At 43.6% G+C, this 13282-nt stretch carries 13 protein-coding genes; 5 read left to right on the forward strand and 8 right to left on the reverse strand.

Features of this window, described 5'->3' with window-relative positions; genetic code table 11:
- Nucleotides 1-5: 5 nt before the first annotated feature.
- Entirely contained in the window at nucleotides 6-1214 is a 1209-nt protein-coding gene (locus FS628_RS11440; protein ID WP_145321993.1) for a Ger(x)C family spore germination protein, read from the reverse strand.
- A 12-nt stretch (nucleotides 1215-1226) separates the two neighbouring features.
- Nucleotides 1227-2825 (reverse strand): spore germination protein, encoded by a 1599-nt coding sequence (locus FS628_RS11445; RefSeq protein WP_145324096.1) that lies wholly within the window; start codon nucleotides 2823-2825, stop codon nucleotides 1227-1229.
- A 135-nt stretch (nucleotides 2826-2960) separates the two neighbouring features.
- On the opposite strand from FS628_RS11445, the gene FS628_RS11450 reads away from it, so the two are divergent.
- A complete protein-coding gene (locus FS628_RS11450; protein ID WP_145324098.1) occupies nucleotides 2961-3593 on the forward strand; it encodes a LysE family transporter in 633 nt (210 codons plus the stop codon).
- On the opposite strand, the gene FS628_RS11455 is transcribed toward FS628_RS11450, so the two are convergent.
- Nucleotides 3586-5034: an amino acid permease gene (locus FS628_RS11455; protein WP_145321995.1), complete on the reverse strand. Its 1449-nt coding sequence runs from the start codon at nucleotides 5032-5034 to the stop codon at nucleotides 3586-3588. The genes FS628_RS11450 and FS628_RS11455 overlap by 8 nt on opposite strands.
- A 173-nt stretch (nucleotides 5035-5207) precedes the next feature.
- Here FS628_RS11455 and FS628_RS11460 point away from each other — a divergent pair, with 173 nt between their 5' ends.
- Nucleotides 5208-5561, forward strand: a complete 354-nt coding sequence (locus FS628_RS11460) for an AMP-dependent synthetase and ligase (RefSeq protein WP_145321997.1) — start codon at nucleotides 5208-5210, stop codon at nucleotides 5559-5561.
- A 104-nt stretch (nucleotides 5562-5665) separates the two neighbouring features.
- Here the strand turns inward: FS628_RS11460 and FS628_RS11465 are convergent, their stop codons facing one another.
- A complete protein-coding gene (locus tag FS628_RS11465; RefSeq protein WP_145321999.1) occupies nucleotides 5666-6520 on the reverse strand; it encodes a manganese catalase family protein in 855 nt (284 codons plus the stop codon).
- 170 nt (nucleotides 6521-6690) lie between these two features.
- Between FS628_RS11465 and FS628_RS11470 the strand changes: the two genes are divergently transcribed.
- Nucleotides 6691-7440 carry a YqcI/YcgG family protein gene (locus FS628_RS11470; protein ID WP_145322001.1) on the forward strand — a complete coding sequence of 250 codons (750 nt, stop codon included), beginning with the start codon at nucleotides 6691-6693 and terminating at the stop codon, nucleotides 7438-7440.
- Nucleotides 7441-7595: 155 nt separating this feature from the next.
- Nucleotides 7596-8240 (forward strand): LysE family translocator, encoded by a 645-nt coding sequence (locus FS628_RS11475; RefSeq protein ID WP_145322003.1) that lies wholly within the window; start codon nucleotides 7596-7598, stop codon nucleotides 8238-8240.
- A gap of 471 nt (nucleotides 8241-8711) precedes the next feature.
- On the opposite strand, the gene FS628_RS11480 is transcribed toward FS628_RS11475, so the two are convergent.
- The 3 genes from FS628_RS11480 to FS628_RS11490 form a co-directional block, all read right to left on the reverse strand.
- Nucleotides 8712-9605, reverse strand: a complete 894-nt coding sequence (locus FS628_RS11480) for an aldo/keto reductase (RefSeq protein WP_145322005.1) — start codon at nucleotides 9603-9605, stop codon at nucleotides 8712-8714.
- A 116-nt stretch (nucleotides 9606-9721) separates the two neighbouring features.
- Nucleotides 9722-10495, reverse strand: a complete 774-nt coding sequence (locus FS628_RS11485) for an SDR family NAD(P)-dependent oxidoreductase (protein WP_145322007.1) — start codon at nucleotides 10493-10495, stop codon at nucleotides 9722-9724.
- Nucleotides 10496-10800: 305 nt separating this feature from the next.
- Nucleotides 10801-11289, reverse strand: coding sequence for a GNAT family N-acetyltransferase (locus tag FS628_RS11490; protein WP_145322008.1), 489 nt, complete (start codon nucleotides 11287-11289; stop codon nucleotides 10801-10803).
- Nucleotides 11290-11452: 163 nt separating this feature from the next.
- Between FS628_RS11490 and xerS the strand changes: the two genes are divergently transcribed.
- Nucleotides 11453-12559: a tyrosine recombinase XerS gene (gene xerS, locus FS628_RS11495; protein ID WP_145322010.1), complete on the forward strand. Its 1107-nt coding sequence runs from the start codon at nucleotides 11453-11455 to the stop codon at nucleotides 12557-12559.
- Between the two features lie 187 nt (nucleotides 12560-12746).
- Here xerS and mobB read toward each other — a convergent pair whose 3' ends face one another.
- Nucleotides 12747-13280 (reverse strand): molybdopterin-guanine dinucleotide biosynthesis protein B, encoded by a 534-nt coding sequence (mobB, locus tag FS628_RS11500; protein ID WP_145322011.1) that lies wholly within the window; start codon nucleotides 13278-13280, stop codon nucleotides 12747-12749.
- Between the last annotated feature and the right edge of the window lie 2 nt (nucleotides 13281-13282).

Below are 13282 nucleotides of genomic sequence, written 5' to 3' on the forward strand. Positions count from 1 at the left end.
TGGTGTTAGTCTTTCTGTTCGCCAAGCAACTTGCTGAAAGAATCTTGAAGCAGACCTACTCGTTTCAAAGTTACGTTTACGTTTATGTTAATATCCATCTGTGCCAATTCACTAGACCAGTTTTCTTTTAGAACTTTCCACTCTTTGGGATGTCTTTGATGTATTTTGTTCGCGATCCCCAACATATCGACATGAAGCCGCTGGTTCCCTCTCCATCCGTCCAATATCTGTGCTTGAATGACTTGTTCAGCCTGTCGCTGCAATTCATGAATGGTATGTGTTCTAACTATATCCTCACCAGATGTGCTCTCATCCAGCTCAGCGTCGACCTTTGCATCTACCTGAACAGCATAATGAAGCCCCTTTTTCACAGGAACGACCTTAACTTTTGCTTTTCGCACAAGAAAAGAGTTAACCTCCCCCTTTGCGCCTTTATAGGTCAAGTTGGTCCAGTTCACCCTGTCTGTCAGCCAGACGATCCCCATACTTTCTTTTTGGTTCAGAACTCCGATCTTTTTGTCTTTGAGAAATACACTTAATCCTTGAAGTCTTAAATTCCCGGGTATTGATGTCTCCTTAAAAATATCAATTGAACTCTGTTTGTTATCGCCCAGTGTATCTGTTGTAACACCAGGAATTCCGGCCGATCCACTGTCTGAAGTGATTTTCAGACCAACTTCATGTATGTTCATCACGGGATAGTACGACCCTTTTTCATTATTCCGTACCAAAATCTCGGATAAAGCACGGCCAGGCTGTTTTTCTGGAGGAATCAATTTTTCGAGATACTCCCTTGCTTGACCATCTGCAATAATAAGTTTGGCAGATTCCCGAGAACCAATATTTCGATAATAGTGATCCATGATCTCCGCAATCCCGTATCTTGCCGCTTCTTCACCAATCAGAACGACATTGGTATGTGCAAAATATAATCTTTTGGGATTCTCTACGCTGCTTTGGGCAACAGCTTCCCGAATCGTTTTGCCTTCTGATGAAAATGTGTTCACAGGCGATTGAGATCCACCAGACGACGATCCGATTGAACTACTCGCTGGCGGTACAATAATCTGATAGGTAATGATCCACTTTCCGTTTTTTCGGTCAAATCCTGTTGCTGTTGCGATGCCCAGATCATTTAATTCTGTGCGATTTCCACAACCAGCAGTGATCAGTCCGACCATGAGTAAGATTAATATGGACTGCAAGCGAATCATATAAATCGCTCCTTATTCGTTCTCAGCTTCATTAATACGGTCTACAATGTTATCCGATCCTGACGGATATTGATGAGGGGCTTGTCTCGTCTTATTCGTATTCGACTTCTCATCAGGTCTAGTCTTCATAGCCCACCAGGGTACTCTCAACCACAGATCCTTCATATTTGACTTGAAAAACGGACTGTATGGCATCAGATAGTCAACGCCAAATGACTTCAGAGATACCAGGTGTGCAAGTAATGGGACGGCTCCGGCCAATATGCCGTACAGCCCCAGCGTACCTGCCAGTACCATAAACGGAAAACGTAATAGCCTTACTGCTGTGGCCATACTGAAATAGGGTATAGCAAAATTCGCTATTGCTGTAAAGGAAACCACAATGACCATCGCTCCTGAGACCAATCCCGCCTCTACCGCAGCTTGTCCGATGACCAATGCACCAACAATGGAGATTGCAGGTCCAATGGCTCGCGGCATTCGCACTCCAGCTTCACGAATGACCTCGAACGTAATTTCCATAAGCAAAGCCTCAAGTAATGCCGGAAAAGGGACCCCTTCCCGTTGTGCGGCCAAGGTGACCAGTAACGTAGTTGGTATCATTTCCTGCTGGAATGTAGTTAGTGCGATGAAAGTCGAAGGTAGCAACAAAGATACGAGGAAGCAGATCAACCGTATAATCCGCAGAAAGGTAGAGATATCATAACGTTGATAATAATCCTCGGGCGTTTGAAAGAAATTAAAAAAAGTAACAGGTGCAATCAAGGCAAATGGCGTACCATCTACCATAATGGCTACTTGACCATCCAATAGACTGCCTGCAACCGTATCTGGGCGCTCCGTATTGATCATGGTCGGAAAAGGCGTAAGCGGTGCATCCTGAATAAATTCTTCTATGTAACCACTTTCGAGTATACTATCAGTGTTGATAGCATTTAAACGTCTGGTAACTTCTTCAATGACTTGTGGCTTTGCAATACCCTGGATGTAAGCCAGTGCAACCACTGTCTGGGTGTACTCTCCAATGGTATGCATCTGGAATTTTAAATCAGGAGTTCGTATTTTTCGTCGAACAAGAGTAATGTTAGTCGTTAGTTCCTCTGTGAATCCTTCCTTTGGTCCTCTGACCACCGTTTGGGACGTGGGTTCCTCTACAGATCTTCTGGCTCCTCCGGCGATCGGCACTGCAAGAACATTCTTTACACCATCAATAAGTATAACGACGTGGCCTGTTAATAAAGCTTCATAGATAAGTTGCGACGAATCTAAATTTCGGATATTCCCGGAGGGTAAGATTCTTTTCACTAACACATCTTTAGGCTGATCTCCCGGAAGCAGATCCGTATTCATCCATTGAATGATATTGTCCATAAGTTCAACCAACAGCGTAGAATCTGTTAATCCTTCCATGTAACATACAGCTAGAGCAGTACCCTTCTCCTCTAACATAGGGAACTCACGAGCCACAAAATCAGGACTGTACTCAAATGCCTGGATAATACTGCTAAGTTTATCTTCTAGCACAATATCCAGACTTTGAGAATGCTGTGTTCGTTTATTTAATGTTTCTCCTTTCTTTTGTGATGTGAAAATTTCCTTTATCCAACGCATAAGCACACAATCACCCCCTTTATTTTCCGACTAATATGAATCATTTGTTCAAAAAGTATACATCCACGAATAATCATGTCCTATAAAACCAATGTGAAGAATATGCTGTTACAGTATGGGAAGGAGGACAATCTTATTTATATTATGTTAGGTTATGTGATCCTGGGGCTATCACTTTCAGCCCCTATTGGACCCATCAATGCTGCTCAATTGGACAAGGGTATTCGAGGTGGGTTCATGCCTGCCTGGTTTGTTGGACTAGGAGCCATCGCAGCTGATATCATTTACATGCTGCTGGTGTATTTCGGCATTGTACATCTGCTTGAACTTCCGTTTGTAAGGGTATTCCTCTGGATGTTTGGTTGTTTTGTACTGATCTATACGGGTGTGGAAAGTATTAAAAATGCAGGAACCCTTGCCCCTTCTCAAATGAGAGGAGATGATTCGGAGCTTGCCAAGTCATTTCTTCAAGGATTCCTGATGTCTCTGTTTAACCCTCTTTCCATCATGTTCTGGCTAGGCATTTACGGCTCTGTTCTGGCGAAGGCTGTAAATGACTCTCCTATGGATCAATTGTTGATCTATAGTGGAGCTATCATCTTTGGCGTACTTCTGTGGGATCTATTCATGGCGACTGCCGCGAGTTTTTTTCGCAAATATCTCACTTCTACTGTGCTTAAAGGAATTGCTCTCATTTCCGGACTGTCTTTAGTCGGTTTTGGCTGTTACTTTGGATTTAAAGCCATACAATTTCTCTTCTTTATTTGAGTTTGTTTTTTTTGCGTAGCCGAATACCCGTGATGTTATAACTGCTTATATCCATAGAACGCTGCTCATTTTCTTGACTTTCATCCTTCTCGTCATTTGATGATGTATTGGTCGCAGGCTTCTTCTTGCGAATCCGTTGTACAATGACGTCACTAATGGCAATGAGAGAGACAAGCAATAAGCTAATATAGAACCCTGGTCTGCTGAGCGCATGAAAAAGCGTTCCTGTGACTGCAGTAGCGATCAACAATAAGCCAATCCAGCGTTTGATCACATCGAACTTGCCTGATTTCAACAATTTACCGGAGGATAACAAAATAAACGACCAGTTGTACAGAAGCATCAGACCAGCTGCAGTCGTGATGTATTCATATACTTTGCCTGGGAGTAAGAGAGACATGATGATCGTACCAACTAACCCACAACCAATGAGGGACAAGGCAAATAACGGATACTTCGTTTTCCACTTTCGAGAAAATAACTGCGGGGCGTCTCCCTCCTGAGCGAGGGTAATAATCATAGACGTCACCGCATAGAGCGAAGCTGTCATCGTTGAAAATCCGGCTACAATGAGCACCCCGTTGAACAAATGTGGGACAAAAGCAAGGTGATCACTACTGAGTGCCAGTACAAATGGACTCTCCTTGGGATTGAATGCATTTAAAGGAACCATAATTAAAGCGAGTCCAATGGATACAACATATACGGTGGATAGCGCAATGAGCATGACTTTTCCTGCCTTTGGGGCATCCTCCGGTTTTTGAAGCCGATATGACATAATGCCAAGCACTTCAATACCTCCATAAGCATAGAACGCAAAAAGAAACGCAGACCACAATCCGATGCCACCCTTTGGAAAAATCGCTGCCATATCCAGCGGTACTTTGTGTTCATACTTGGTTCCCCCAATCCATCCTGCGAGAAGAGCGATGGCAAGCACCAAGAACATGATGATAGCTGCAATTTTAATGATAGCCAGTACATTTTCAACCCGGTCAAATCCCTTGTTACCGAAGAATACAATACAAAGACCCACAATTCCGAATCCTGCAGCAAAGATCCAGAGCGGAACAGCCGGAAACCAAAACCTGGAGAAAATGGACAATGCGGTTAGCTGACTCCCCATAATGAGCAACTCCGAAAACCAATAGAACCATCCGCTTGCAAAGCCTGCCCAACTTCCAAAGGCTTTTTTAGCATATGAACGAAAAGATCCTTGTTCCGGATGGTCCGCTGTCATTCTCGCGAGCGCATCAAAAACTACATATGTACCCAAGGCCGCCAAGATATAGGCCAGCAGCACAGCTGGACCACCAATCGATATCGCAATGCTGGAACCCAGGAAATACCCTGTACCAATTGTTCCTGCCACACCTAGCAGACTCAATTGCCACCATTTCAGTTTCTTTTCTTCTGTAGCGTTAGTCGATGCTTTACTCATGTTGTCATTCCTTTTCTGTATCATTTTAGGTCACTAAAGGTAGCCTTCCCAATCCACAGCGAATCATGTTCATAAATTAATCCTTATTTCAAATAAACTGGATATATTGAATAATTCTTGAGACCTCATTAAATAATACACAAGTACATCAAAACACATAGGAGGTTTTACACTTGAATCAGTTCTCTCAATCGCAGCAAATAACGCAGTTGGCTCAACAACTTACACAACAAACACAACAGGCTTCGATGCAATACCAACAACTACTTAGACAAGAACAAAGCAACGCTCAACAACTGGAGCAATTGGCACAACGCGAGCAACAAGCTGCACATATGATCCAGACCGCACTACAAGGACATCAAACCGCTATCCAGCAATTACAACAAATCTCCAATCTTGCACAACAACTTGCACACTCATCTTCACAGCACGTATCTTATTTGGAGCAGCCATATAACACTCCTAATATCTCAACTAATGGTCAATCCTTTGGTTCGTATTCGAATCAAAACCGCCCGCAATAACATTTTCATGTAAACATAAAGGAACCCAGCATTGGGTTCCTTTTTTGTTCGTTCTTACCATGAGTTTCATATCCGTCCTATACTATAGAGTGCTTGTTCATACTTTAGGCATTAAGATCATGTATTCCTGGGCTATGCTCATTTGGAAGTTCAGGCATATAAGGAAGTGGATATCCTTGTGGGGGATCGATTACCTGCAGTTCCCCACCATTACGACTTGGCGTTTGACCACTGAAAATCTCAGCAATGCGTGTATTATCTAAACGGAAATTAAACTGCGCATTGTGGAAGCCCATATCTACATATTTCCGGCATTCGGGATATTTATTAATATCATAGTTGGGAATCGGGAATATTTTGCCCCAATTCACACCCAGGGTCTCCAGTGCTTTGGCAAATGCATTTTGATGCGCATTATCACGAACAATCAGGAAACCCAGCGTTTCACGGAATGCTTTGTTGGTACTCATTTCATATATTCTTGATTTTTGCAACACACCCGTAGACTCCAACACAATATTATCAAGTAAGTTGCTTACCAGATTCCCATGATCGTACACATAATTCCCAAGCCATGGATTACCTGCAGCATCAACAGGCAATGAGCTCTGAGCCCCCATGATGTAATGATGCGGGTTGGCATGTTTAATCGCTTCATCCAATGGAGCACCGTCGACCCCTGCATTTCCCGCGCCCTCTGCACCGGCCCCCGTTAATAACTGATTAATGGTTTGTTGCACCAGTTCAATATGGCTTAATTCCTCAATAAATACACCACGGATCAGGTCTCTATACTGCGTAGCATTCCCCCGAAAATTACTGCTTTGAAAGAAGAATTGCATCATCGTCCGCATTTCACCAAATTGGCCGCCAAGCGTCTCTTGCAATACTTTTGCTGCCGCGGGATCAGGCTTGTCTGGTACGATCATATTGATCAGATCTTCACGATAAAAAAACATGGTTGTCCTCCATTCTGAATTAACTTACTATTCTAGTTTTTACGATCTTCCTGTTATTATGTAATCGCCTGTTTGTCAAACCTTGGTTAGAACATCTCTATTACAAAAATAAGTTGAACTGTCACCATTTTATCCTTGGGTTATATCCTATAGATAAAGGAGGACTGTTCATGTCGTTGTTGTTTTCATCTTCTGATATTGAGAATGAGGAGATCCCTCTCGAAGCCTGGAAAAGAGATGCTTACCGTTTATTCTCTTTCAAAATGAGTGAACGGGAGGCTCGATTCCCCTGTATTCCGGCTACACAGGCCTTTGCCCTGGGTCACCTCCGATACGGCTTTGTTTCTAATTTGGGAGACGAGTCTGCAGAACGTAATGTATCAGACATACTCAAGGAATATGGAGATTCCTCTCGTTCATTCGGAGAATACTCTTCATTGATTTTATTTTTTGATAAGGAAAAAGAGATCCGGGATGTATTGGCCTATGAAAAAGCCTTCTGGGATTTATTAAGCCAGATTAGACACTTGGATAATAAGCCTTGGCCAACAGATATTCCAGAAGATCCGGAGCACCCCATGTGGGAGTTTTGTTACAATGACGAACGGTATTTTGTCTATTGCGGGACGCCCGCCCACATGTCACGACAAAGTCGCAACTTTCCTTATTTCATGTTAGCTCTAACACCGCGCTGGGTACTCGATATATGGAACGCACAATCTCAGAAAGCTGCAGCGATTGCACCGAGAATCCGCGCACGCTTGGCTGCCTACGATACCATACCGGCACATCCTGAATTAAAGCAATATGGATCACAAGGCAATCTGGAGTATAAACAATATTTTTTGCGCGATGACGATACCGCTCCTTCCAAATGCCCGTTTCTTCGATCCCTTCAGCAGGACAAAGTAAAGGAATAGCTTAAGTCGATTCTAAAAATACTCTCCTCCGAATAAACTCTATACCACCCATTTATAGGAGGAGAGCCCTGTGCTCCATACTCGCTACAACTACATAAGCAACTGGACAAGCCCTATCGAAATAAGAATTCATAACAGACGGAAAGGAAATGACAATGGAAATCTATATTAAGTTCGTCCTGATTGGTCTCGCCATTGCCATGCCAGTGGGAGCAATTACTGTAGAGATGACCAAGCAGGGATTGAGAAATGGGTTTATCCATGGATGGGCTGTGGGTCTTGGAGGCATGACAATTGATGCTGGTTTGATCCTGGCGATGTACTTCGGATTTGCTTCCGTCTTATCTCTTCCTTATGTACAAATTCCACTATGGCTTGCGGGAGCTGGATTTCTGGCCTTTCTGGGATACGATTCGATCCGGAACTCAGATCTGGATATGGCAACATCAGATAATACGAACGGAAAAATCAAAAAATCGTTCTGGAGGACATACCGCAATGGCTTATTGGTAGCTGTCTCCCCTGGTAATCTTATTTTTTGGATATCTGTTTTTGGTGTTGTATTGTCCGATTCATACCAATCTACCGGTAAGCTGAGTTTTATCATTGCAGCATTTGGCGTACTGTGTGGAATTCTCATTCATGACCTGGGTCTGCTCTCCATTGTATCTGTGACACGAAAAGTAATGAGCAAAAAAATGATACAAGCAGTCTCTGCCATGGCTGGAGTCCTTTTGCTGGGTTTCTCGTTCTACTTTTTATATAAATTTATATTGGCCCTGTGGCTTCTATTTCAGTAGATTTTTTCGAGAAATTAAGGTTGTTCCTTCTGAAAAAGGGACAACCTTTTCTTTGATTCCTTTCACATACGCTGCTGCAGGTACTTTCCTGGAATATCCAATTTTTTTGTTAATCAGAAATCATTTGACTTTCACAGTGAAGGATGGCAGTTCATTTAGTCGTGGGGCGTGCTGAATCGTAACTAAAAGGTAGGTAGTAACAGCGGTATGTGTTCTTTTCTATTGTGAATTTTTCATATGTTGAAATATTATAGCGGTGACGAATTAACTTTTAATGCCAACACAGTTATCGTTTATCGTTGTCTCAAAATTAAAGTAGTTTGCTTAAGATGATTTGGACATTTTACGAAATAGTTAGAATGTTTAGTTATTGTGAATTTTTCATATGTTGAAAATATAAGGTTGATGATAAAAAGAAAGCTGCCTATAGGCAGCTTCGCAAAATTAAATCCATTTGGTAAATGCAAAGAATCAGGTCCGGCCAGTCCAGTCTGGTCCGGCGATTTCTTTCCATCGAGCTCTAATCTCATCATACAGTTCCTGTGGAAGTGTGCCTTTAGCAATAAGGTCCGCATTTTGCTGCCAGCGATTTGGCTTGGCTGTTCCTACAATCGCGGTGTCTACGCCTTCTGTACTTAGCGTAAACCGCAGTGCTGTTTCCACCGCTGCCTGAGCATCTTCACCCAGGAAACCATAGTTTAGTTCACTTAAGCGTTTCCAGTAAATGAAGGGGTAAGCCTCTTCCGAAAGTGTTTCATACGTCCAGGCCGCATTGGCAATAGGTCTTTTGGCGATTACACCCATGTTTCGCTTTCTCGCCTCAGGCAAAGTCAGTTCAATCGCTTCCTGATCTGCGATATTTAGGGACGTCTCCAGACTGTCAAATACTCCGGTCTGAATCGCATATAGCGCATCCGTTGTATCCCCACTGTATCCGATAAATCTGGTTTTCCCTGCTTCCTTGGCACGCTGGAGCACTTCAATAACTGCTCCTTGTCGAAGTACTTCTTCTGAACAACTATGCAAATGGATAACATCCACATAGTCCGTTTTCAACCGTTTCAGGCTACGGTCAATCGTTTGCTCCAGCACTTTGGCATCCCAATCCGGACCTTCGATCCCGGCAGCATGTCCACATTTGGTGAACAAATAGTAGTCATCACGCCGATGTGACAGCACCTCACCAATTAACTCCTCGCTGTCACCGTAACATTCAGCCGTGTCAATTACGTTTAATCCCGCATCCAAAGCACTATTCAGCAATGTCTCTACATCCGATTTGGATACATTTTTGCCTATTTCCGCTCCGCCGAATCCAAGTGTACTTACGTTCATGCCCGTGTTTCCGTAAATGCGCGTTTCCATGGTTATCTTCCTCCAAGTTCAGTGAATTGGGTACAGATAAATAGAAATACAGATTAACATCCCTTATGTTATTACCCATGTGTTGGTAATGCCACCCACTTTTTCAATCCACTCATTTAAAATCCATAGATGGACATTCCACCGTCAACCAATAACGTCTGACCCGTTATGTATCCTGCTGCATCTGATGCCAGGAATACGACCGGCCCCACCACTTCTTCCAGTTCTCCCACTCGCTGAAGCGGTGTACGACTTACAATCTCCTGCAGATACTGGGGATCATCCAGCAGTTTTTCGGTCAGAGGTGTTCGGAAATACCATGGTCCTACTGAATTGACACGGATTCCATACTTGCCCCATTCCAGTGCGAGCACTTTGGTCATATGAATTAATGCAGCTTTGGTTGCACCATATACAACCCCTGTCCGCAAAGCCGTATGCCCGCCTACCGAGGAGATGTTGATGATCTTCCCAGCCCCACGTTCTTTCATGTGCTGACCCGCCAACTGGGAAGCAACGAATGCCGACTTCAGATTCGTCTGCATGATCGTCTCCCACTGCTCATCCGTAACTTCAAGTGCTGGTGTCCGGATGTTCATTCCCGCGTTATTCACCAGGATGTCCAGGCTGCCCATCTCCGAGATTGCCTCTCGAAACGTCTCTTCCAGTTGTTCTCTTGATGTCACATCCGCAGTTAGAGCGAGCGCTTTACGCCCTGTTTGTTCATAGATGTAGGCAGCTGTCTCCTCAATTTCTCTCATCGTTCGGGATACAAGTACAACGTCACTGCCTGACTGGGCAAATCCAATCGCGATTGCTTTTCCGATCCCTCTTCCTGCACCTGTCACCAGTGCTGTCTGTCCATCGAGATGGAATGTAGGTACGTTCATGTTACTCACTCCTTCTTCAGATTCTTTATTCTATATAAGTTGAACTAAAGATTATTTACACTGACACTGCGATGACAGAATAACCTTCCAATCGCTGTTATCCCCAGATTTTTTGATTCCCTTTTCCGAAGGGGAAAATCCGGAGATAGCTTATGCTTCCGATGCAGCTTTCTTTCAGAAAGCTTTTAGGCGAACGCTTCACTTTTTCAGGTTTTTTCTGTCCTCTCCGTTATCGTGTAAATGATTAGTTCAACTTATATCGCAATCATGCAAATGCTTATATGTAAGTGAAGCCCCAATCGGAATCAGGTTACAAAATACTGGCTTGGATTGCCCAGCTCCGGATGGAACTTCTCTCGAAAGCGTCCTCCCGTATATTCCCCTATAATTTTTCGCCAGAACGCCTGGGCAATGACATTGTTCCGAACCTGAGTCACTTTCCATCTCCCAGGAAAACGTTTAAACAATTCATATGCTGCCTGAGTGCCCACTCCACTGCGCCGATATTTTTGCATCACAAAAAATTCAGTCAAATAGTAATCATTATCCTTACTTCCAGGCTCCATTTTCTCCACCAGAGCAAATCCTGCAGGTGCTCCATCACTTGTAATCAAAAAAGGGAACTTACGGTCCTCCTCTGTCCAAAAAGCTTCCAGACCGGGATATTCGGGGAAAATACCGTTGCGATCTACATCAATATTTAGATACTTGGTAAAATCATATAGATAAAATTGCATTAAATGCCGAATCACCTGACTGCGTTCCCGGGGAACCAGTTCTATTTGCATATTCATCCGGTTCACCTCCTCTGTTCTACGTATACTGATTACTTTAAAGGTTTACACGCTGAAGGGCAAGAAAGCGTCCGCTACCTTTTTCCTACTTCAGTGAACAAGCTGTGAGCATGTAAATTATGGTACACTAGAGCATAGAATATTAATTTCATATGTTTTTCACATGGAGGTGCCGAACTTGACCAACGTGCAAAAAGAGATCGATCGACGCAAGCTGGATGACAAGCTACCTTCCATGCCTTGGTTCGTTCAGCAATTTATGGACTATAAGCTGCCTGATCTGTCCCCCTCTACTCTGCTCGAATATATAAGAGATTACGAAGCTTTCTTCGGTTGGTTGCGAGCAGAAGGGCTGTCCGAGGCAAGCTCTAATAAAGAAGTTACGTTGTCTGAACTGGAAGTCCTTCGCATGGATTCAGTTACTGCCTATCGGTTATTTCTCACAACCAAGCGAGAAGGAACCAATTCGAGAGTTACCGTCTCTCGCAAGCTCTCTTCCCTCCGCTCCCTTTTTCATTACCTGAGCCAGATTGCGGAAGATGAAGATTTCTACCCTCTGCTGAAACGAAATATTATGGCCAAAATTGAGATCAAGCGTACCCATAAACCCAAGGACACTGCTGCCAAACTCAAAGGCAAAATTCTGGAGGAAGAGGAACTTCTCGAATTTATCGGATACATCCTTGAAGGTTACGCTGTCGATATGGAGAAGAACAAGCAGGCGCTGTATTCTCATGAACTCAACAAAGAACGTGATGCCTGTATTGCCAGCCTGATTCTCAATTCAGGTTTACGGGTGTCGGAAGTCGTGAATCTAAACGTCGATGACCTCGATCTGAATAATAAGCTCTTGTATGTCTATCGCAAAGGTAACAATGATGAAACGTACAAAACACCTGTATATTTCAGGGAACAGGCCAAGGATGAGCTCGCGACCTATATGAATCTGCGGCAATCACGTTACCGTACGCCCAAGCGGGAGAAGGGTCTGTTCATTGCATTGCGAAACGGAGATTCAGAAGGTAGCCGAATGACCAAAAGAGCGATCCAGGCCATGATCATGAAATACGCCAAACGTTTTGGCAAACCTTATCTGACCGTGCATAAATTACGCCACTCATTCGCTACTGACTATTATCTGCAAAATGATATCTATAAAACGAAAGAGCAGCTTGGACACGCTTCTACGGAAACGACCGAGATCTATGCTCACCTTACCGATAAAACGATGTCCGAAGCCATCGAACGTCGTACAGAAGACGGGATGTAACACGCTGAACGAACGAAAAGCAGCAAACCGCATCAAGGATTTCGATCCGAGAAAGGTCTGCTGCTTTTTTTATGGATTCTTAAGGAGATAGAATGATATCTGTCGCCAAAGCAATGCTATAAACAATTTAAGTTTACATAATATAAATTATGTTTATCATGTTAAGTCTATCATCAACATTAAGTACTTACTTACCCTTGTCCATCTCTAACAAGGATTTAGCTATGTGTTCGGGTTCATGAACCGAGAACCACGTTATGTCTCTGCTTACAATGCCCGGCTCCATTACTTGATCTGAAGGTAACCATGAGATCATCCCCACTACCCCTTCAAGGCGGTCAATTAGGTTCAGGTCTTTTTCTTCTCGAACCATCACGAATTTGGGATAAGAAGCCTCTTTGAATCCTTCAATAATAATCCAATCATACCCGGACAGATGGCTTAGCATATCCTCCAGCCTGGTTGCCTGTCGTTCCATAATTGCTGTTCGTTTCTCCGACATGACAACGACCGCCGAGGCCCCTGCCTCCCCAAAACGATACGAATCCGTTCCTTCTTGATCCATCTCAAAGTGGTCGTGTCCATCATGCTTAATCGCCGCTACCTTAAGTCCCATAGAGGAAAAATGCCCGATTATCGCGGCAGTCATGGTCGTTTTGCCTGTGTTCTTGTAACCAACAATCTGTATAATATGTGGTTTTGTTTCACTCCATATACTCATCT

This window comes from Paenibacillus xylanexedens (assembly GCF_007676705.1).
Lineage (GTDB): Bacteria > Bacillota > Bacilli > Paenibacillales > Paenibacillaceae > Paenibacillus > Paenibacillus xylanexedens_C.

Coding starts and splice junctions, on each gene's coding strand:
- FS628_RS11440 (WP_145321993.1), bottom strand. CDS start 1,214: ATGATTCGCTTGCAGTCCATATTAATCTTACTCATGGTCGGACTGATC.
- FS628_RS11445 (WP_145324096.1), bottom strand. CDS start 2,825: ATGCGTTGGATAAAGGAAATTTTCACATCACAAAAGAAAGGAGAAACA.
- FS628_RS11455 (WP_145321995.1), bottom strand. CDS start 5,034: ATGAGTAAAGCATCGACTAACGCTACAGAAGAAAAGAAACTGAAATGG.
- FS628_RS11465 (WP_145321999.1), bottom strand. CDS start 6,520: ATGTTTTTTTATCGTGAAGATCTGATCAATATGATCGTACCAGACAAG.
- FS628_RS11470 (WP_145322001.1), top strand. CDS start 6,691: ATGTCGTTGTTGTTTTCATCTTCTGATATTGAGAATGAGGAGATCCCT.
- FS628_RS11475 (WP_145322003.1), top strand. CDS start 7,596: ATGGAAATCTATATTAAGTTCGTCCTGATTGGTCTCGCCATTGCCATG.
- FS628_RS11480 (WP_145322005.1), bottom strand. CDS start 9,605: ATGGAAACGCGCATTTACGGAAACACGGGCATGAACGTAAGTACACTT.
- FS628_RS11485 (WP_145322007.1), bottom strand. CDS start 10,495: ATGAACGTACCTACATTCCATCTCGATGGACAGACAGCACTGGTGACA.
- FS628_RS11490 (WP_145322008.1), bottom strand. CDS start 11,289: ATGAATATGCAAATAGAACTGGTTCCCCGGGAACGCAGTCAGGTGATT.
- xerS (WP_145322010.1), top strand. CDS start 11,453: ATGGAGGTGCCGAACTTGACCAACGTGCAAAAAGAGATCGATCGACGC.
- mobB (WP_145322011.1), bottom strand. CDS start 13,280: ATGAGTATATGGAGTGAAACAAAACCACATATTATACAGATTGTTGGT.